14 protein-coding genes and 1 other RNA gene are annotated in these 21,202 nt (G+C 60.9%); 5 read left to right on the forward strand and 10 right to left on the reverse strand.

The window, feature by feature from the left end; genetic code table 11:
- Positions 1-16: 16 nt before the first annotated feature.
- On the reverse strand, positions 17-2,104 hold the full coding sequence (gene dnaX, locus V6F91_RS00890) for a DNA polymerase III subunit gamma/tau (RefSeq protein WP_332761646.1): 2,088 nt from the start codon (positions 2,102-2,104) through the stop codon (positions 17-19).
- A 145-nt stretch (positions 2,105-2,249) separates the two neighbouring features.
- Here dnaX and V6F91_RS00895 point away from each other — a divergent pair, with 145 nt between their 5' ends.
- Positions 2,250-3,026 carry a substrate-binding periplasmic protein gene (locus V6F91_RS00895; protein ID WP_332761647.1) on the forward strand — a complete coding sequence of 259 codons (777 nt, stop codon included), beginning with the start codon at positions 2,250-2,252 and terminating at the stop codon, positions 3,024-3,026.
- Positions 3,027-3,049: 23 nt separating this feature from the next.
- On the opposite strand, the gene V6F91_RS00900 is transcribed toward V6F91_RS00895, so the two are convergent.
- The 8 genes from V6F91_RS00900 to V6F91_RS00935 form a co-directional block, all read right to left on the reverse strand.
- Positions 3,050-3,589, reverse strand: coding sequence for an OB-fold protein (locus V6F91_RS00900; protein ID WP_332761649.1), 540 nt, complete (start codon positions 3,587-3,589; stop codon positions 3,050-3,052).
- 166 nt (positions 3,590-3,755) lie between these two features.
- A complete protein-coding gene (locus tag V6F91_RS00905; protein ID WP_332761651.1) occupies positions 3,756-4,253 on the reverse strand; it encodes a hypothetical protein in 498 nt (165 codons plus the stop codon).
- Positions 4,254-4,372: 119 nt separating this feature from the next.
- Positions 4,373-4,469: signal recognition particle sRNA small type (ffs, locus tag V6F91_RS00910), an RNA gene on the reverse strand.
- Between the two features lie 110 nt (positions 4,470-4,579).
- Positions 4,580-5,746, reverse strand: coding sequence for a zinc-binding metallopeptidase family protein (locus V6F91_RS00915; protein ID WP_332761653.1), 1,167 nt, complete (start codon positions 5,744-5,746; stop codon positions 4,580-4,582).
- A 185-nt stretch (positions 5,747-5,931) separates the two neighbouring features.
- Entirely contained in the window at positions 5,932-8,289 is a 2,358-nt protein-coding gene (ligA, locus tag V6F91_RS00920) for an NAD-dependent DNA ligase LigA (protein ID WP_332761654.1), read from the reverse strand.
- A gap of 85 nt (positions 8,290-8,374) precedes the next feature.
- Positions 8,375-9,238 carry a cell division protein ZipA gene (zipA, locus tag V6F91_RS00925; protein WP_090282571.1) on the reverse strand — a complete coding sequence of 288 codons (864 nt, stop codon included), beginning with the start codon at positions 9,236-9,238 and terminating at the stop codon, positions 8,375-8,377.
- Between the two features lie 225 nt (positions 9,239-9,463).
- Positions 9,464-12,952, reverse strand: coding sequence for a chromosome segregation protein SMC (gene smc, locus V6F91_RS00930; RefSeq protein ID WP_332761658.1), 3,489 nt, complete (start codon positions 12,950-12,952; stop codon positions 9,464-9,466).
- A 1-nt stretch (position 12,953) separates the two neighbouring features.
- Positions 12,954-13,613 carry a GntR family transcriptional regulator gene (locus V6F91_RS00935; protein ID WP_093103020.1) on the reverse strand — a complete coding sequence of 220 codons (660 nt, stop codon included), beginning with the start codon at positions 13,611-13,613 and terminating at the stop codon, positions 12,954-12,956.
- Between the two features lie 268 nt (positions 13,614-13,881).
- On the opposite strand from V6F91_RS00935, the gene xdhA reads away from it, so the two are divergent.
- The 4 genes from xdhA (at position 13,882) to guaD (ending at position 20,021) form a co-directional block, all read left to right on the forward strand.
- Positions 13,882-15,336, forward strand: a complete 1,455-nt coding sequence (xdhA, locus tag V6F91_RS00940) for a xanthine dehydrogenase small subunit (RefSeq protein WP_332761661.1) — start codon at positions 13,882-13,884, stop codon at positions 15,334-15,336.
- Positions 15,329-17,728, forward strand: coding sequence for a xanthine dehydrogenase molybdopterin binding subunit (gene xdhB / locus V6F91_RS00945; RefSeq protein WP_332761662.1), 2,400 nt, complete (start codon positions 15,329-15,331; stop codon positions 17,726-17,728). Before xdhA ends, xdhB begins: the two co-directional genes overlap by 8 nt.
- A 117-nt stretch (positions 17,729-17,845) precedes the next feature.
- Positions 17,846-18,703, forward strand: a complete 858-nt coding sequence (gene xdhC, locus V6F91_RS00950; protein ID WP_332761663.1) for a xanthine dehydrogenase accessory protein XdhC — start codon at positions 17,846-17,848, stop codon at positions 18,701-18,703.
- Positions 18,704-18,716: 13 nt separating this feature from the next.
- Positions 18,717-20,021 carry a guanine deaminase gene (gene guaD / locus V6F91_RS00955; protein WP_332761665.1) on the forward strand — a complete coding sequence of 435 codons (1,305 nt, stop codon included), beginning with the start codon at positions 18,717-18,719 and terminating at the stop codon, positions 20,019-20,021.
- Positions 20,022-20,174: 153 nt separating this feature from the next.
- Here guaD and V6F91_RS00960 read toward each other — a convergent pair whose 3' ends face one another.
- On the reverse strand, positions 20,175-20,939 hold the full coding sequence (locus V6F91_RS00960) for a GntR family transcriptional regulator (RefSeq protein ID WP_039763010.1): 765 nt from the start codon (positions 20,937-20,939) through the stop codon (positions 20,175-20,177).
- Positions 20,940-21,202 lie beyond the last annotated feature (263 nt).

Here is a 21,202-nt window from a genome sequence, read left to right on the forward strand (position 1 = left end):
CGGACACCTTCAGTTATTAGCCTTGGGTGACCAAGGCGTCGACAGGTTCAATAGTATCGTGTCGCACCACCGCGCCGAACTGCTGAACCATCTGCTGGATGAACGGATCGCCGTGGATCGATTCCTCCGCCTCGCGCTGACGGTTGGCACGGCGCCGTGAGGCGGCCTGGGCCGGGGTTTCCTGCTCGGGCTTGATCAGCTCGATGGTCAGGCTCAGCGTGCGCCCGTGAAACTGGTTCAGTGCGTCGTTGAGACGGCGTTGCTGGGTGGCGTTGAACAATGCACTGTGCGCCGGATCGAGGTGCATCAGCCAGTGGTCGCCATCCACCGCGATCAGCGTGCAGTTGGCGGCGATGCTGCCGGTCATGCCGGAAATCGGCAGTTTCGGGAACAGCTCCAGCCATTGTGCGGCCAGACCGGTGGCCGGGGCCGCAGCCGGTTCAGGCTCGGGTTCCGGTTTGGGGTCGGCGGCGTGTTCGCTGGCCAGTTCGTCGAGGTAGCTGTAGGCCGAATCCATGTCCGGCTCGATGTAATCCTCGTCCAGCGGCGGCTCGTCATCGAGGTCGATACCCGGCGTGGCGGCATCGACATCGGCAACCGACGGCTCGGGAATCGGCGCCGCGGCCCACTCCGGCGCATCCGGGACGACGCTGTCCGGGGTCGGCAGCGGCATCGGCGGCAACTCGGGTTGCTCGGCGGCGGTTTCCAGCACCGGCTCGACGGCGGGTTGCTGCACCGGGGCCGGCTCGGCCTCGGCTTCTACCGGGTCGTTCCACGGCAGATCAACCACCGCTTCGACGGCCACGGGCTCAGGCTCTGCCACGGGTTCCGGTTCAGCCGCTGCAACCGGCGCGGGCATGGCGGCCGGTGCAGGTGCAGCCACTGGCGTCGGCGCTGGCGCAATGGGCGCGGCGACCACCGGCGCAGGCTTGGGCGCGGCAGCCACGGCGTTTGCGGAATCAACTGTGGCCTGGCTGATCCCCACTGGCTTTAGCGGTTGCCTCGGGGCGTCCGCCGTATCGGCCGGTCGGAACGCCAGCATCCTCAGCAAGACCATCTCGAAACCACCGCGCGGGTCAGGTGCCAGCGGCAAGTCGCGGCGACCGATCAGGCCCATCTGGTAATAGAACTGCACGTCTTCGGCCGGCAACGCCTGGGCCAGCGCCAATACGCGGTCGCGGTCACCATGGCCGTTATCGACACCTTCGGGCAATGCCTGGGCGATGGCGACACGGTGCAACACGTTGAGTATTTCCGAGAGCACGCCATTCCAGTCCGGGCCCTGCTCGGCCAGATGCCGCACAGCTTCAAGCAACGCTTTGGCATCGCCTTCGATCAACGAATGCAGGACGTCGAAAACCTGGCCGTGATCCAGCGTGCCGAGCATCGCCCGCACGTCGGTGGCGAGGACCTTGCCTTCACCAAAAGCGATGGCCTGATCGGTCAGGCTCATGGCGTCACGCATCGACCCGTCCGCGGCGCGACCGAGCAGCCACAGCGCATCGTCTTCGAACGGTACGTTTTCGGCGCTGAGGACGTGGGTCAAATGCTCGACCACACGCTCGGGCGTCATGTTCTTCAGTGAGAACTGCAGGCAGCGCGAGAGAATCGTTGCCGGAAGTTTCTGCGGATCGGTGGTCGCCAGGATGAACTTGACGTACGGCGGCGGCTCTTCGAGGGTTTTCAGCAGCGCATTGAAGGAATGACTGGAGAGCATGTGCACTTCGTCGATCAGGTAGACCTTGAAGCGCCCACGGCTCGGCGCGTACTGCACGTTATCCAGCAGCTCGCGGGTGTCTTCGACCTTGGTTCGGCTCGCGGCGTCGATCTCGATCAGGTCGACGAAACGGCCCTCATCGATTTCCCGACACACCGAGCACTCGCCGCACGGGCTGGAGGTGATACCTGTTTCACAGTTCAGGCATTTGGCAATGATCCGCGCGATGGTGGTCTTGCCCACCCCACGCGTCCCGGTAAACAGGTACGCATGGTGCAGCCGCTGGCTGTCCAAGGCATTGATCAGAGCCTTGAGCACATGGGTCTGGCCGACCATTTCGCGGAACGAGCGCGGACGCCATTTACGTGCAAGAACCTGATAACTCATCGAAAACCGTCGCAACGAAGGAAGCTGAAGCGGCTAATGCTAGCGGAGCAAGGGCAAAATTGCATCCGGTGTCCGCGCCTAAAATGGCTAAGCTGCATCAGCAGAGGCTTTTATCAGCTCGGGATCGGGAATTACCGGAGCGTTTATGCGGTGGGCCATGGGGGCATTGCTGGGAATCAGTCTGAGCGTGACGGCAGCGCAAACCCCGTTGCGCTTTGCCATGCCCGACAGTTGGGCCATGCCCATGGTGCAATACGAACGCGGCCGCCCGACCCAAGGCATTCTCTACGACCTGATGCTCAGCCTGGCCACTCAGGTCGGTGTACCGGCCGAGTTTCACGTACTGCCCCGCGCCCGCGTGCAGAGCGCCATGGAACATGGCGAGATCGACGTGCGCTGCTATGCCGCACAGTCATGGCTGCCGAACCAGTCGGGGGATTACATCTGGAGCATCCCGCTGCTGTTTCAGCGCGATCTGCTGATCGGCCGCAAGGATCAGCCTCCAGCCATCGATCCCGCCCACCTGCCCCGCCAGACCATCGGCACCGTCCGCGGTTACAGCTACCCGACCCTGCAAGCGCTGTTCGAGGGCGATCAATTGCAGCGCGAAGACGCGCGCAATCAGGAACAAGTGCTGGAAAAACTGCTGGCCGGGCGTTATCGCTACGCGGTGAGCAATCAGTGGACGCTGGACTGGTTCAATCAACGCCTGCTGCCGGCCCAGCAGCTGCAAGCGGTGGCGGTGCTGCAGGAACAGGAGGTGGGCTGTTACGTGAGAAACGATCCGAGCGTGCCGGTGCAGCGGATATTGCGCACGTTGTTGCGGATGAAGATGTCGGGGGAGATTGAGGAAATTATCCGGTTGTATACCGGCAGATCTGAATTAAAGTTTTCAGAAGAAAAAAAGGACCCATCCAAATGAGTCCTTTATTCATGAGATGAAAATCAAAGCAACGCGCACGAGCCCGACATTGGAATCTTCGCAACATCACCCTTGCCGACACAGAGCAGTGTCACCTTGGTTCCTTTTTTCAGGGATGCCAGGGAACCGGCATCGTTTTTATCGAACGAGAATTGAGGCTCCATGAATTGATTCACCCCGCCACGCAGCGTGAGGTACGGGTTACCCATGAAGTCAGTATTGATGTCTGCAACAGTCCCCGAGACCTTGAATTTTTTGCCTTTGAACTTTTGATCCGCAGCAACAGTGTTTTCGTTGTAAGCCACAGCAATATCACCGGCGCTGACCGCAGGAGTGGCTGCCAATTCCTGTTTTACCTTTTCCAGTTCCGCTTGCGCACGAGCTTTGCTCGCTTCAGCAAGCGCAACGGCTTCGGCTTGTTTTTGCTCTGGAGACTTCATCGCGTTGCTGATGAACCCAATAACGAACAGGACACCGATGATGATGCCAACCCACTTGAAAAGTTTTTTCACGCCTTTCTTCCTCTGATAGTCGAATTCCCTTACTGCATCGCCGCCGAGCATCAATGCTTGCCCGGCAACTCAAAGCAACGCGATTCTCCAGATTAGGCAGGCCGAGCGCAAGGCAAGTTGCCATCATCCCTAAGCCGGGTTCGATCAGAGGAGCGAGCGACGAGACTGAGATTTCAAAGTGAATCCGCTGTGATCCTCGCCCACTCATTTTGGCTTTTTATTTTTGAACAAAGCGGCCCGCGAATCGCCAGTGTTGCGGCGAGTGGCGAGTCATGACGATCAGGTCGCCTTTTTTGACATTGATCCGGCTTTGCATCGGAATCAGTCGAGGATCCTTTACGACCGTGTCTTCAGCCGCCACGGTGTAGGAAAAGCCCGCCCAACGGTGAACGCCGTCGTAAAGCTCGCATTCGAGCGAAGGGAATGCACCCATTTTGCCTACGCACTTAGTGACTTCTTCGATATACAGCGGGGTCGTTTTATCGGCGCCGTAGTACGCGAGAATGTAACCTGCCGTGGAGTTTTTCAGCTCCAGCATGGTGTAGCCCGCTGTATCGCCACCATCATCGGTGAGTTCCACCTTGCGCGAAAAGTAGTCGCGGGCGGCTGCGGTTTCCGCGTCCTGAGCTTTTTGTTGCTCAGGCGTCAGCGGTGTGGCGCAGGCTACGAGCATCGCAGAGGCCAACAGGCAGAGGAAAAGTTTTGGCAATGACATGAGAAGCCTCCTGGCAACGGCAAAGAATCAAGCGAGAGATCGACAGACACAAAAAAACCGCAGTGGGCGAAACCCATGCAGTTCTGGTTGAAGCGTTCGATTGTCCGTTAAGGTGGCAACCCCACCAGCCACACCCCGGCACACAATGTTCCCGCTGTGGCTGCTGCCTTCCGGCTCTGACCAGGTTCACGGGTAATCGTTGCGGGGGGACCGATGGGGTCACCATAACGACGCTTGCCTGTCGGCGAGCCGCGCCATTGTACCTGTCTGAGACGAAGTTACAACCCTGGTTGCAGATTAAAAATATCAAGGGGCTCAAGCACTTGCTATTGCGCCTGGAGCACCTCGTCAGCCCTGCCGCCCGCCTGCTGGATGACCAGATGAATGAAGTGCAGCTTGGCAATCGCCGCGGCCGGCAGGACGAACGGGTAGAAATCCGGCTGACCCATGCTGCGCGACAATTCGTTGAGCATGCCGGCCAGTTCGATCCACGCGTTGACGAATGACAGAAACGCCGCGCCACCGGGATGCTCCGGATCGTACAACGTGCTCGACGGAAACGGCTGGTAATCGAAGTCCATTTCCCGCGCGCTCATGCCAAAGCCCAGTGCGGTGTCCACGGCGTCCATCATGTGCAGGTAATGCGCCCAGGTTTCCGCCCAGTCTTCCCATGGGTGCATGGTCGCGTAGGCGCTGACGTAGCGCTGCGGCCAGTCCAGCGGGGCGCCCTGCTGATAGTGGTGATCGAGCGCTTCGGCGTAACTGGCGCGCTCGTCGCCGAACAGGCTGCGAAACGCGCCGAGCCACGGGCCGTTCGCGATCAGGCGATCCCAGTAATAATGGCCGACTTCGTGGCGAAAATGCCCGAGCAGCGTGCGATAGGGTTCGTGCATCTGCGCCCTCACCTGCTCGCGGTGGGCGTCGTCGGCTTCCTTGATGTCGAGAGTGATCAGGCCGTTGGCGTGGCCGGTCATCGGCGCGTTGCCTTCGAGGTCGACGCCGATGAAGTCGAAGGCCAGCCCGGTTTCTTCGTCGACGCTTTTCGGGATGACCGGCAGGCCGAGAGTGATCAGTTGCGCAACGAGGCGGCGTTTGGCGATTTCAACTTTGCGCCAGCGTTCCGGATTTTCCGGGACGGAGAGGTCGGGAATGGTGCGATTGAGACTGCAGGCGATGCACAGGCTGTCGTGATCATTGGCCGGCAGCAGCCAGTTGCATGCAGCGGGTGTATCGAGGTTGGCGCAGCGGCGAAACAATCCGGCGTCAGGGTCGGCATCCAGCGTCCAGGTGCCGACCTGCGGCCCCGGTTGCAGCGAAGTCAGGCGGCTTTCTTCGGGTTGATAGCCGAGCAACGCATTGCAGGCCAGGCACTGGCTGTTGCGAAAGAACAGCGACTGGCCGCAGCGGCACGGCCAGATTTTGCTGTTGCGTGAAGACCCGGCCATGAACGGCGCGATGATGCGGGAACTGAGCTGCTCGAAGAAGCGGTGCATGGCGATCTCTCCCTGGGACTGGCCAAGACTAGATCATCCTGACGCGAAGATCGTTCCCGCACCTTCTCGACTGATCGTTCCCACGCTCCGCGTGGTAACGCATCCCGTGACGCTCTGCGTCACAGCGGACTCGGAGCGTCCGGGGCGGCATTCCCACGCGGAGCGTGGGAACGATCAGGTCTAGTTCATACGGATATACCGTGGGTTTTGAGGAACGCGATAAACGCCTCTTCATCCATGACCTTCACGCCCAGCTCATTGGCCTTGGTCAGTTTCGAGCCGGCACCGGGCCCGGCGACTACGCAATGGGTCTTGGCCGACACCGAGCCCGCGACTTTCGCGCCGAGGCTTTCCAGATGCTCCTTGGCGACATCGCGGCTCATCAATTCGACCTTGCCGGTGAGCACCCAGGTCTCGCCGGACAACGGCAAGCCTTCGACGACTTTCTTCTCGCTCTGCCAGTGCATGCCGAAATCACGCAACTGTTTTTCCGACGCTTCAGCCAGTTGCCGATGCTCGGGCAGGGCAAAAAACTCGCGCGCCGAATTCGCCTGCTTCTCCGGCAAGGCCTGGCGCATGTCCAGCCAGTCAGCGGTCACCACCGCTTCCAGCGAGCCGAACTTGTCGGCGAGTTTCTGCGCGCCACCGGGGCCAACGAAAGGAATATGCAGCTTGTCGAGAAAACCGCCCAGCGTGGTGCTCGCGGCGAACTCGGCGCCCAGTTCGCCCTGATCCTGAATCTGCAAACCGTGGCCAAGCAACTCGCTGATGACCTGCTGGTTATGCGCATCTTCAAAGAAACTGTGAATCTCATGAGCGACTTCCAGGCCGACGTCCGGCAGGTAGGTCAGCACTTGCGGTAAAGCCTGTTGCACTCGCTCCAGCGAACCCAGCGAGCGCGCCAGCACCTTGGCGGTCTCCTCGCCGACATCAGGGATGCCGAGGGCGTAGATAAAACGCGCCAGGCCCGGCTGCTTGCTGTCCTCGATGGCCTTCAACAGCTTGTTGCTGGACACCTCGGCAAAGCCTTCCAGATCGACGATGTCGTCGAACTTCAACGCGTACAGATCGGCCGGGGAATTGACCAGACCTTCGTCGACCAATTGTTCGACGCTCTTGTCACCCAGGCCTTCAATGTCCATGGCCCGGCGCGAGACGAAATGAATGATCGCCTGCTTGAGTTGCGCGCCACAGGCCAGACGGCCGACGCAGCGATACACCGCGCCTTCGCTGACGGTTTCCTTGCCCTTGCTGCGCTTGATCAGTTGCGTGCGCTCGACATGGGAACCACAGACCGGGCAGCGCTCGGGAATCGCCACCGCTCGTGCGTGCTCCGGGCGACGCTCGGTGACCACTTGCACCACTTGCGGAATCACATCACCGGCGCGGCGAATGATCACCGTGTCGCCGATCATCAGGCCCAGCCGCGCGACTTCGTCCATGTTGTGCAGCGTGGCATTGGCGACGGTGACGCCGGCGACTTTTACCGGTTTCAAGCGTGCCACCGGCGTTACTGCGCCGGTGCGGCCGACCTGGAATTCCACGTCGAGCAGTTCGGTGAGTTCTTCCATGGCCGGGAATTTGTGCGCGATCGCCCAGCGCGGCTCGCGGGCGCGAAAGCCGAGTTCGCGTTGGTCGGCAATGCTGTTGACCTTGAACACCACGCCATCGATTTCATAAGCCAGTGAATCACGCCGCGCGCCGATGTCGCGGTAGTAATCCAGGCATTCATCGATGCCCTTGGCCAGTTTCAGTTCGTGGCTGATCGGCATGCCCCACTTCTGCAACTGCTTGAGGTTGCCGATGTGCGTGTCGGAAATATCGTGCGAGACCTGACCGATGCCGTAGCAGCAGAATTCCAGCGGCCGGTTGGCGGTGATCTTCGAATCGAGCTGGCGCAGGCTGCCGGCCGCGGCGTTGCGCGGGTTGGCGAAGGTCTTGCCGCCGATTTCCAGTTGCGAGGCGTTGAGGCGCTCGAAACCGGCCTTGGACATGAACACTTCGCCGCGCACTTCCAGCGTCGCCGGCCAGCCTTCGCCGTGCAGCTTGAGCGGAATATTGCGCACGGTGCGCACGTTGACGCTGATGTCTTCACCGGTGGTGCCGTCGCCGCGCGTGGCGCCGCGCACCAGCACGCCGTCCTGATACAGCAGGCTGACCGCCAGGCCATCGAGTTTTGGCTCGCAGCTGTATTCCACGGCCGCCCCGCTGCCGAAAAGATCGCCCGCCGGCAGGTCGAGGCCTTCGGTCACCCGGCGATCGAACTCGCGCATGTCGGTTTCTTCGAAGGCGTTGCCGAGGCTGAGCATCGGCACTTCATGCCTGACCTGAGTGAACGCGGTGAGCGCCACGCTGCCCACGCGCTGGGTCGGCGAGTCGCTGGTGATCAGTTCCGGGTTGGCCGCTTCCAGCGCCTTGAGCTCGTGGAACAACCGGTCGTACTCGGCGTCCGGAATGCTCGGCTCGTCGAGAACGTGGTAGCGGTAGTTGTGCTGGTCGAGTTCAGCGCGCAGCTCGAGGATGCGGTTTTTCGCGGCGGTCATGGTGGTCTCTCATAAAGCAAAAGAGCAGCCGAGGCTGCTCAATCATTCTGCCGATCGTCCCGTTAAACAGGAACAACCTTTTGTATCAACGCTTCTGGGTCAGGGCACGGCGCTCGAATTCGACGATGCGCTGGCGGTAGTGCTCGATGGTCTGCGCGGTCAGAACGCTGCGCTGGTCATCTTTCAGCTCGCCGTTGAGTTCCTGCGACAGCTTGCGGGCTGCGGCCACCATCACGTCGAAGGCTTGCTTCGGATGACGCGGGCCTGGCAGGCCGAGGAAGAAGCTCACCGCCGGGGTGCTGAAATGGTCGATGTCGTCCAGATCGAAAATGCCCGGCTTGACCGCATTGGCCATGGAGAACAGCACTTCGCCGTTGCCAGCCATGCTTTCGTGACGATGGAAAATATCCATCTCGCCGAAACGCAGACCGCTTTCGAGGATGTTCTGCAACAGCGCCGGGCCTTTGAAGCCGGCCGGGTCGCGGCAGATCACGCTGATCACCAGAACCTCTTCGGCTTGCGGCTGATCCTTGTCGGCCACGGCCGGCGAAGGCTTGCTGTCTTCAGCGAAGTCGTCGTCACGGCTGTTGAAGCTCGGGCCGCCATCCAGATCGAGGTCAAGGTTCAGGTCGCCCTGCGCCGGGCCGTTGCTGCCACGCTTGCCACGTTTCGAGCCGGATTCGCGAGGCTCACGGGCTTCACGGGCCGGCATGCTCACCGACGGCAGATCGTGCTCGTCCAGTTGCGGCTCCTTGTGCGTGTCCAGTACGCGGGCCGGGCCCAGCAGCTCGGCGCTGCTGTCCTCGTCCGGCAGGTTGGACAGACTTCGGTCAAGACGGAATTTCAGTTTTCCCTTGCCGCCGCGCATACGGCGCCAGCCATCGAAAAGAATACCGGCTATCACAATGATGCCGATGACGATCAGCCACTCGCGCAGACCGATTTCCATGTAATCCCGTGCCTCTATAAAAAATGCTGAAAAATAAGGGGTTTACATTGTGCAAACCGCTTTAAAACGTGGCGCCAACTCTATGTTCTGACAGGCGTTTTGCCCACGTATACGAAAAATTGACATTAAACTAGCACGATCAACGGCTTCGCAGCTACAAGCTTTAAGCTACAGGCTCCAAGCCATCTACTTGCAGCTTGAAGCTCGCGGCTCAAAGCTGCGCCGCTAGGCGTCCACCATCGCCATCGCCTCCTCGACATCCACCGCCACCAGCCGCGAACAACCCGGCTCATGCATCGTCACGCCCATCAACTGCTCGGCCATTTCCATGGCGATCTTGTTGTGGGTGATATAGATGAACTGCACGGTCTGCGACATCTCTTTGACCAGGCGTGCGTAGCGTCCAACGTTAGCGTCATCCAGCGGTGCGTCGACCTCATCGAGCATGCAGAACGGCGCCGGATTCAACTTGAAGATGGCAAAAACCAGTGCCAGTGCCGTCAGGGCTTTTTCGCCGCCGGAGAGCAAATGGATGGTGCTGTTCTTCTTTCCGGGCGGCTGCGCCATGATCGTCACCCCTGTATCGAGTAGATCTTCGCCCGTCAGTTCCAAATACGCGCGCCCGCCGCCAAAAACTTTTGGGAAAAGCGCCTGTAAACCGCCATTGATCTGATCAAAGGTATCCTTGAAACGGTTGCGGGTCTCCTTGTCGATCTTGCGAATGACGTTTTCCAGAGTCTCCAGCGCTTCGACCAGATCGGCATCCTGCGCATCCAGATAACGTTTACGCTCCGATTGTTGCGTGTATTCGTCGATGGCCGCGAGGTTGATCGCGCCCAGGCGCTGAATTCGCGCGTTGATGCGTTCGAGTTCTTCCTCGGCTTCGCGTTCACTGGCCTGTGCGGTCAGTGTCGCGAGCACACCGTTGAGATCGTAGCCGTCTTCGAGCAACTGATCCTGCAAGGCCTTGCGCCGCACGGTCAGGGCTTGCCATTCCATGCGCTGCTGTTCGAGCTGGCCGCGAATCAGCTGCGATTGCTGCTCGGCCTGGGTGCGGCGTTTTTCCGCGTCGCGCAGTTCGCGGTCGGCGTCTTCCAGGGCGATCTGTGCAGTCTTGAGTTCTTCGTCTACCGTCATGCGCTTGTCGAGCAGTTCTTCGAGTTTCAGGCGCAGCTCTTCCAGCGGTGCCTCGCCCTCCTCCAGATTCAAACTCAACTGTTCGCGTTTTTCGGTCAGGCGCTCGGCCTGCATTTCCAGACGCTCCAGCGCCTGGCGCGTGGAGTCGTGCTGCGCGCGCAACGAGCCGAGACGCACGGCCAATTGATGGGCGTGGTCCTTGTGCTGCCGCGCCTCCTGGCGCACCCGATCGAGGCGTTCGCGCAGGCTGTCGCGCTGGGCCAGCAGCAACTCGCGCTGCTCGGTATCGAGCGCCATGGCATCCAGTGCTTCCTGCAATTGCATGCGCGCTTCGCCGACCTGCTCGTGTTCCAGCTCGCGCTGTTCGGCGAGTTCGACCAGTTCTTCATCGAGGCGCGTGCGACGCAAGGTCAGTTGCTCAGCCTTGGCTTTGCCGGCGGACAACTGCGCTTTCAATTCGCCTTGCTGACGGGCTTCGTCCTGCAGCAGACGGCGCAGATGCTCGCGACCGTTTTCCTGTTGACGCTGTTGCGCACGCAGGGTTTGCAGGCGTGCTTCCATGGCCTCGACCGTGGCCTCTTTCTCTTCGCGTTCGAGGTGCAGCGCTTCGATTTCCTGCCCACGGGCGAGCATGCCGCTTTCCGCTTCGCTGGCCCGGCGCACGCGCAAAAAGTGCCGACCGACCCAATAGCCATCGCGGCTGATCAGGCTTTCACCAGCGCCGAGCTGCCCGCGCATGGCCAACGCCTGCTCGAGGCTGTCGACCGGTTTGACCTGACCGAGCCACGGCGACAGATCGATCTGCGCCTCGACTTTGTCCAGCAGACTGCCGGCCACGCGCACGCCGTCGCTGGCCGGGCTGAGCAGGCGCAGATCGCCTTGGCTGAAGCCGGACAGATCGAAGCCGCTGAAGTCGTCGACCAGCACCGCTTGCAGATCGGCGCCGAGCACGGTTTCCACCGCCAGCTCCCAACCCGCCTCGACCTTGAGGCCTTCGGCCAGACGCGGGCGCTCGGTGAGGTTGTGTTCCTTCAGCCATTCAGCGGTGCCGGTGCCCGGATCGAGCGCTGCCTGTTGCAAGGCTTCAAGGGACGCGAGGCGACCGTTGAGCCGCTGCAGATCGCCCTGTGCCTGTTGCTGCGCGGTCAGCGCTTGCTGCAGTTCCTGGCGCAGCTGTTCGAGTTTTTCGACCTGTGCTTCCTCGCTGGTCTGCAAGTCTTCGAGGGTCGCTTCGGACTCGGCGAGCTGCTCGTTGAGTGCCATGATCGCCGCGTCTTCCGGGTCGGCGGACAGCAGCGCGCGCTCTTCGCCGAGGCGTTTTTGCCGGTCGGCCAGGCGCTCCATGCTCGCTTCGAGCTGCTGAATCCGTGACTGCTGCACTTCGGCCTGACGCCGCGGTTCGGCCGAGGTCAGGTTGAACGCGTCCCACTGCTCCTGCCAGCCGTGCATCACGCTTTCGGAATCTTCCAGGGCGGCGGCGGCTTCTTCGGCGGCGGCGCTGGTGACTTCCTGCTCGGGGACGAGCATGTCGAGCTCTTCGCCGAGGGTCAGCAGCAACGTGCGGTCGTGGCCCAGGTGCGATTCGGTTTCCAGGCGCGCGCGCTCGGCTTCTTTCAGATCGTCCTGCAATTGGCGCAAGCGTTGCTGACCATGCTGGATGCTCTGCTCGACCCGGGCGATGTCGCCGCCGACCGAATAGAAACGCCCCTGCACCAGATTGAAGCGCTCGGACAGGTCGTGATGGCCATCGCGCAGGCGTTCGATAGCGGCGTCAGCATTACGCTGTTCGGCGACCAATGCCTCGAAACTGATTTCCTGGGTGCCGATGATCGACTCGCGCTGGCCGACCTGCTCGTTCAGATCCTGCCAGCGCAGCGCCGACAGCTGCGCCTTGAGCTGACGCTCCTCGGCTTTGAATTCCTGATACTTCTTCGCCGCTTCGGCCTGCCGGTGCAGGCGTTCGAGTTGACGCTCCAGCTCTTCACGCAGGTCGGTCAGGCGCGCGAGGTTTTCATGGGTGCGGCGAATGCGGTTTTCGGTCTCGCGGCGACGTTCCTTGTACTTGGAGATGCCAGCGGCTTCTTCGATGAAGTTGCGCAGGTCTTCGGGCTTGGACTCGATCAGCTTGGAGATCATCCCCTGCTCGATGATCGAGTAGCTGCGCGGGCCGAGCCCGGTGCCGAGGAAGATATCGGTAATGTCGCGACGCCGGCATTTGGTGCCGTTGAGGTAATAGGTGGTCTGGCTGTCGCGGGTGACTTTGCGGCGAATGGAGATTTCCGCGTACGCCGCGTATTCCCCCAGCAGCGTGCCGTCGGAGTTGTCGAACACCAGTTCGATGCTTGCCTGGCTCACCGGTTTGCGGCTGGTCGAGCCGTTGAAGATGACGTCGGTCATCGACTCGCCACGGAGGTTTTTGGCTGAACTTTCGCCCATCACCCAGCGTACGGCGTCGATGATGTTCGACTTGCCGCAACCGTTCGGCCCGACCACTGCCGCCATGTTGCTGGGGAAGTTTACCGTGGTCGGATCGACGAAGGATTTGAATCCCGCCAGTTTGATGCACTTGAGCCGCACGTCAGGCGACCGTCAGGGCAGACACCACCAGATCGCAGCTGCGCTGGGCGTATGCCGTCAACACGATGCGGATCTGCGGCAAATCACGGGCGAGCACGGCGGCGAGCAGGCGTTCGAACAGTTCGAGGAACTCGCTCATTTCCGCCTTGCGCTGTTCGAGAGCGAGAAAGTACGCACGGCTCATCGCCGGTTGCAGGTTCTCGACGGTTTCCTGCAGATAAGGGTTGTTGGCGAACGGATAAGCCGCGCGCATCACCGCGAAGCTGTCATCGACAAAGCTGCGGATATCGCCGCGTTCGTAATGCCCGGTCAGGCGCTGCTGGATCTGCACGAACGGCGCCATGTCCGACTGCACTTGCCAGCCGTTGGCCACCGAATTGCCGAGCAGGATGTAAAGCTCGCTCATTAGCGTGCACAGGCTCTGCACCTTGTGCGCAGTCAGTTCGGTAACGTGGGCGCCACGCCGCGGCAGGATCGCGATCAGGTGGCGGCGTTCGAGGATCAGCAAGGCTTCGCGGACCGAACCGCGGCTGACATTGAGCGCCAGCGTGACCTTCTGTTCCTGAATGCGCTCTCCCGGCTTCATTTCGCCACGAATGATGCGCTCGGCGAGGTGGTGAGCGATTTGCTCGGCGAGGCTGTCCGGCGCCTTGAACGTCATGGTTGTCCTTCAAACTCTATCGATCTGCACAAGCGGCGCAGTGTAGCGCAAATGCACGGTCATGGCGGAGTGCCCACTCAGCGGTTTTTGGCACGATTCCCGCAAAAAAGCGCAGTGACCGATGAGGGTCAATACTGAATGGACACGTTGTTGATCGGCGAAAGCGAATTTCCTGACCTTTAAGTCAGAAAACCATTGACCGAAAAGTCAGACCTGCTAAATTCGGTTCACGTCGGTTAACAACAATAATGAGTCTGCGAGGCCTTCCGTGATCCAGTTTTTACTTAACCAGGAACTCCGTAGCGAGCACGCCCTGGACCCGAATCTGACTGTGCTCAATTACCTGCGCGAACATGTCGGCAAGCCTGGCACCAAAGAAGGTTGCGCCAGCGGTGACTGCGGCGCCTGCACCGTGGTGGTCGGCGAGTTGCAGACGGATGACGCCGGGCGTGAGCACATTCGCTATCGCAGCCTCAATTCGTGCCTGACCTTTGTGTCGTCTTTGCACGGCAAACAACTGATCAGCGTCGAAGACCTCAAACACAAGGGCCAACTGCACAGCGTCCAGCAAGCCATGGTCGAGTGTCACGGCTCGCAGTGCGGCTTCTGCACCCCCGGTTTCGTCATGTCGCTGTTTGCCCTGCAAAAGAACAGCGATGCCCCGGATCACGCCAAGGCCCACGAAGCGCTGGCCGGCAACCTCTGTCGCTGCACCGGCTACCGGCCGATTCTGGCGGCGGCCGAGCAATCGTGCTGCGCTAAACAGCCCGATCAGTTCGACGCCCGCGAAGCCGAAACCATTGCCCGCCTAAAAGCCATCGCCCCGACCGATATCGGCGAACTCAACAGCGGCGACAAGCGCTGCCTGGTGCCGCTGACCGTCGCCGATCTGGCCGACCTCTACGACGCTTATCCACAAGCGCGCCTGCTCGCCGGCGGCACCGACCTGGCCTTGGAAGTCACGCAGTTTCACCGCACCTTGCCGGTGATGATCTACGTCGGCAACGTCGCCGAAATGAAGCGCATCGAAACCTTCGAAGACCGCATTGAAATCGGTGCCGCCACCGCCCTCTCCGACTGCTATGAGGCACTGAAAGCCGAGTACCCGGACTTCGGCGAACTGCTTCAACGCTTCGCCTCCCTGCAGATCCGCAATCAGGGTACGCTCGGCGGCAACATCGGCAACGCCTCGCCGATCGGTGATTCGCCACCGCTGCTGATCGCCCTCGGTGCGCAGATTGTGCTGTGCAAAGGTGAGACCCGCCGCACGTTGAATCTGGAAGATTACTTCATCGATTACCGCGTCACGGCCCGTCAGGAAAGCGAGTTCATCGAAAAAATCATCGTCCCGCGCGCCAGCGCCGAGCAGTTGTTCCGTGCCTATAAAGTGTCGAAGCGTCTGGACGATGACATTTCCGCCGTCTGCGCAGCCTTCAATCTGCGCGTGGAAAACGGCGTGATCGCCGACGCCCGCGTCGCCTTCGGCGGCATGGCAGCCATTGCGAAACGCGCCGCGCATTGCGAGGCCGTGCTGCTCGGTCAGCCGTTCAACAACGCCGTGATCGAACGTGCCTGCGCCGCGCTGGCCGAGGACTTCACACCGCTGAGCGACTTCCGCGCGAGCAAGGAATATCGCCTGCTCAGTGCGCAGAATCTGCTGCGCAAATACTTCATCGAACTGCAAACACCGCACATCGAGACTCGGGTGACCGCTTATGTCTAACCATCACGGCGTAGAGAAAACTCAAGCTGAACTGGCTGAACTGTTCGCCAAAGACCTGACCACCGGCGTCGGCCGCAGCGTCAAGCACGACAGCGCCGCCAAGCATGTGTCCGGTGAAGCGCAGTACATCGATGATCGGCTGGAATTCCCTAATCAGTTACACCTGTACGCGCGTTTGTCGGACCGTGCCCACGCGAAAATCCTCAGCATCGACACCCAGCCCTGCTACGCCTTCGAAGGCGTGCGCATCGTCATCACCCACGAAGACGTGCCGGGCCTGAAAGACATCGGCCCGTTGCTACCGGGCGATCCGCTGCTGGCGATCGACGATGTGCAGTTTGTCGGCCAGCCGGTGCTCGCCGTCGCGGCGAAGGATCTGGAAACCGCACGTAAAGCGGCGATGGCCGCGATCATTGAATACGAAGACCTCGAACCGGTGCTTGATGTGGTCGAGGCCCTGCGCAAGCGCCACTTCGTACTGGACAGCCACACCCACCAGCGCGGCGATTCGGTGTCCGCGCTGGCCAGCGCCGAACACCGCATTCAGGGTACGTTGCACATTGGCGGTCAGGAACACTTTTATCTGGAGACGCAGATCTCCTCGGTGATGCCGACCGAAGATGGCGGCATGATCGTCTACTGCTCGACGCAGAACCCCACCGAAGTGCAGAAACTGGTCGCCGAAGTGCTGGATGTGTCGATGAACAAGATCGTCGTCGACATGCGCCGCATGGGCGGTGGTTTCGGTGGCAAGGAAACCCAGGCCGCCAGCCCGGCGTGCCTGTGTGCGGTGGTCGCGCACCTCACCGGCCAGCCGACCAAGATGCGCCTGCCGCGCGTCGAGGACATGCTGATGACCGGCAAGCGCCACCCGTTCTATGTCGAGTATGACGTCGGCTTCGACAGCACCGGTCGCCTGCACGGGATCAACATGGACCTGGCCGGCAACTGCGGTTGCTCGCCGGACCTGTCGGCATCGATCGTTGACCGCGCAATGTTCCACTCGGACAACTCCTACTACCTCGGCGATGCGACCATCAACGGTCACCGCTGCAAGACCAACACCGCGTCGAACACCGCTTATCGCGGTTTCGGCGGCCCACAAGGCATGGTCGCCATCGAAGAAGTGATGGACGCGATTGCCCGCCACCTCAACCTCGATCCGCTGGCGGTACGCAAGGCCAACTACTACGGCAAGACCGAGCGCAACGTCACCCACTACTACCAGACCGTCGAGCACAACATGCTCGAAGAGATGACCGCCGAACTGGAAGAAAGCAGCCAGTACGCCGAGCGCCGCGAAGCGATCCGTCGCTACAACGCCAACAGCCCGATCCTGAAAAAGGGTCTGGCGCTGACCCCGGTGAAATTCGGTATTTCCTTCACCGCCAGCTTCTTGAACCAGGCCGGTGCGCTGATCCATATCTACACCGACGGCAGCATCCATCTGAACCACGGCGGTACGGAAATGGGTCAGGGTCTGAACACCAAAGTCGCCCAGGTTGTGGCTGAAGTGTTCCAGGTCGAAATCGACCGCGTGCAAATCACCGCGACCAATACCGACAAGGTGCCGAACACCTCGCCGACTGCCGCTTCCAGCGGTGCCGACCTCAACGGTAAAGCAGCGCAGAACGCGGCGGAGACCATCAAGCAACGTCTGGTCGAATTCGCCGCCCGGCACTTCAAGGTCAGCGAAGAAGACGTCGAATTCCGCAATGGCCATGTCCGCGTGCGTGAGCACATCCTGACCTTCGAAGCGCTGATCCAGCAGGCGTATTTCAATCAAGTGTCGCTGTCGAGCACCGGCTTCTACAAGACCCCGAAAATCTACTACGACCGCAGTCAGGCCCGTGGCCGGCCGTTCTATTACTTCGCCTTCGGCGCGGCGTGCTGCGAAGTGATCGTCGACACCCTGACCGGCGAGTACAAGATGCTGCGCACCGACATTCTTCACGACGTCGGCGCCTCGCTGAACCCGTCGATCGACATCGGTCAGGTCGAAGGCGGTTTCGTCCAGGGCATGGGCTGGCTGACCATGGAAGAGCTGGTCTGGAACAACAAGGGCAAGCTGATGACCAGCGGCCCGGCCAGTTACAAGATTCCGGCGGTGGCCGACATGCCGCTGGACCTGCGGGTGAAACTGGTGGAAAACCGCAAGAACCCGGAAGACACGGTGTTCCATTCCAAGGCGGTCGGTGAACCGCCGTTCATGCTCGGCATTGCCGCCTGGTGCGCGATCAAGGATGCGGTGGCGAGCCTCGGTGACTACAAGCATCAGCCGAAAATCGACGCGCCGGCGACCCCGGAGCGGGTGCTGTGGGGATGTGAGCAGATGCGCCAGCTCAAGACCGTGAAAGCGGTTGCAGCTGAAACCGAGCTGGCTCCGCTCTAGGACCGAGGCGCGGCCATTCGCGAGCAGGCTCGCTCCCACATTTGGAATGCTTTCCCCTGTGGGAGCGAGCCTGCTCGCGAAGAGGCCCGAACAGACAACGAAGATGTCGAGGTGTTTATGTACAACTGGATCGACGCCCTCGCCGACCTGCAGAACCAGGGCGAGCCCTGTGTGCTGGTGACGATCATCGAAGAGCTCGGCTCGACGCCACGCAATGCCGGCTCGAAAATGGTCGTCAGCGCCAATCGGATGTTCGACACCATCGGTGGCGGGCATCTGGAATACAAGGCCATGCAGATCGCCCGCGACATGCTCGCCAGCGGCAAGCAGGACACCCATCTGGAGCGTTTCAGCCTCGGTGCCAGCCTCGGTCAGTGCTGCGGCGGTGCCACGGTGTTGCTGTTCGAACCGATGGGCCAGGTGCAAGCGCAAATCGCCGTATTCGGCGCCGGCCACGTCGGTCGCGCCTTGGTGCCGCTGCTCGCCAGCCTGCCCTGCCGGGTGCGCTGGATCGATTCGCGCGAGGCCGAATTCCCCGAACACATCCCCCACGGCGTGCGTAAAATCGTCAGCGAAGAGCCTGTGGATGAAATCGATGATCTGCCCGCCGGCAGCTATTGCATCGTCATGACCCACAACCATCAGCTCGACCTGGAACTCACCGCCGCCATTCTCAAACGCAACGACTTCGCCTGGTTCGGCCTGATCGGCTCGAAGACCAAACGGGTCAAGTTCGAACATCGCCTGCGTGATCGCGGTTTTGACCCCAGCGTGGTGCAACGCATGCGCTGCCCGATGGGCATCAGCGAAGTCAAAGGCAAACTGCCGGTGGAAATCGCCATCTCCATCGCCGGCGAAATCATTGCCACCTACAACGCCAACTTCGGCCAGCACAGCGCCAGCGCCGAACCGATTGCCCGATTGCTGCCGGCCTCGCGCCGCAGCCAGTCCGACAAACTCAAAGCCTCAAACTGATTAGAGAACCCTCATGCCTCTGACTCGCAAAGCCTACCGCGCCGCCATCCTGCACAGCATCGCCGACCCTGCCGAAGTCGGCATCGAAGCCTCCTACGAATATTTCGAGGATGGCCTGCTGGTGGTCGATGGCGGCAAGATCAGCGCCCTCGGCCACGCCAGCGAGCTGTTGCCGACCCTGCCAGCGGATATTGAAATCGAGCATTATCAGGATGCGCTGATCACCCCAGGCTTCATCGACACCCACATTCACCTGCCGCAAACCGGCATGGTCGGTTCCTACGGCGAGCAACTGCTCGACTGGCTCAACACCTACACCTTCCCTTGCGAAAGCCAGTTCGGCGACAAGGCCCACGCCGACGAAGTCGCAGACATCTTCATCAAGGAACTGCTGCGCAACGGCACCACCACCGCGCTGGTGTTCGGCAGCGTGCATCCGCAGTCGGTGAACTCATTTTTTGAAGCGGCCGAAAAGCTCGACCTGCGGATGATCGCCGGCAAGGTGATGATGGACCGCAACGCTCCGGATTATCTGGTCGACACCGCCGAATCGAGCTACGTCGAGAGCAAGGCGCTGATTGAGCGCTGGCACGGCAAGGGTCGCCTGCACTATGCGGTGACCCCGCGCTTCGCCCCGACCAGCACCCCGGAACAGCTGACCCTCGCCGGGCAATTGCTGACCGAATACCCGGATCTGTACATGCAGACCCACATCAGCGAGAACCTCAAGGAAATCGAGTGGGTCAAGGAACTGTTCCCGGAACGCAAAGGCTATCTCGACGTTTACGATCACTATCAGCTGCTCGGCGAGCGCTCGGTGTTTGCCCACGGCGTGCACCTGTGCGATGACGAATGCGCGCGGCTGGCGCAAACCGGTTCGGCGATCTCGTTCTGCCCGACCTCCAACCTGTTCCTCGGCAGCGGTCTGTTCAACTTGCCAATGGCAGAAAAGCACAAGCTCAATGTCGGCCTCGGTACGGATGTCGGCGGCGGCACCAGTTTCTCGCTGCTGCAGACGCTGAACGAAGCGTACAAGGTGATGCAACTGCAAGGCGCGCGGCTGAGCCCGTTCAAGTCGCTGTATCTGGCGACGCTGGGCGGCGCACGGGCGCTGCGTCTGGAAGACAGAATCGGCAACCTGCAACCGGGTTCCGATGCGGATTTCCTGGTGCTGGACTACAACGCCACGCCGCTGCTGAGTTACCGGTTGAAGCAGTCCAATAACATTGCCGAAACGTTGTTCGTGCTGATGACCCTGGGCGATGACCGAACCGTGGCGCAGACCTATGCGGCGGGGGCGTTGGTGCATCAGCGCTAAGCCTCTTCGCACTGATCGTTCCCCGGTCGTGTTCACCTCGGGGGATTTTTATTGCCGGTCGGATCGCCTTCGCGAGCAGGCTCGCTCCCACATTTGAAATGCATTTCCCTGTGGGAGCGAGCCTGCTCGCGAAAGCCGCGACTCGGTTTCAGCTCAGAGCTTGGCGCTCGAGCGCCCTGGCTTCTTGGTCTGCAACAAATGCGAGAACACCGCATGCAGGTCATCCGACGCGCCTTCCTCGTCGAGGTTGAGCTTGCTGTCGATGTGATCCATGTGATGCATCATCAGGTTCACCGCCAGTTCGCCGTCGCGTTTTTCGATCGCGTCGATCAACTGGGTATGCTCGTCGTACGAGCAGTGCGAACGGTTGCCGCTTTCATACTGGGCAATGATCAGCGAAGTCTGCGAGACCAGGCTGCGCTGAAAGCTGATCAATGGCGCGTTCATCGCCGCTTCCGCCAGCTTCAGGTGAAATTCACCCGAGAGACGAATACCCGCACCGCGATCGCCGCGCGAGAAGCTGTCGCGCTCGTCATTGACCATCTGCCGCAATTCGGCAATCTGCTCGGCCGTGGCGTGCTGCACCGCCAGTTCAGTGATCGCGCGCTCGACCAGACGGCGCGCGAGAAACACCTGACGTGCCTCTTCCACGCTCGGGCTGGCAACCACTGCGCCACGGTTGGGCCGCAACAACACCACGCCTTCATGGGCCAGACGCGACAGCGCGCGGCGAATGATGGTGCGGCTGACCCCGAAGATTTCCCCCAGCGCTTCTTCGCTCAACTTGGTGCCGGGCGCCAGACGCTGCTCGAGGATCGCCTCGAAGATATGCGCGTAGACAATATCGTCCTGGGTTCCGCTGCGCCCGGCTTTGCCTGCTCGCGGTTGTTTCTTGAGGGGTTGCAACTGTTCGTTCATGGGCACTCGGGTCGGAAGAACTGCGGCGAATAGACCGTGACTGTAATACGGCACAGTAGGTCGCTGGCAAGTATCGCGTAAAAAACAGCGCGATTGTACACAATGAATGGTGGCAACACGACTGTACGGCTGTTTGTGCGTTCGGCTGTATTGCAACGATGCGTCAGGTTTGAGTTTAGGCTTGATCGCAGAATCCGCCGCTTGCCTGTGATCCCTGTGGGAGCGAGCCTGCTCGCGATAGCCAGTTCACATTCACTGTGAAT

The organism is Pseudomonas koreensis, from assembly GCF_036668835.1.
GTDB classification, from domain to species: domain Bacteria; phylum Pseudomonadota; class Gammaproteobacteria; order Pseudomonadales; family Pseudomonadaceae; genus Aquipseudomonas; species Aquipseudomonas koreensis_I.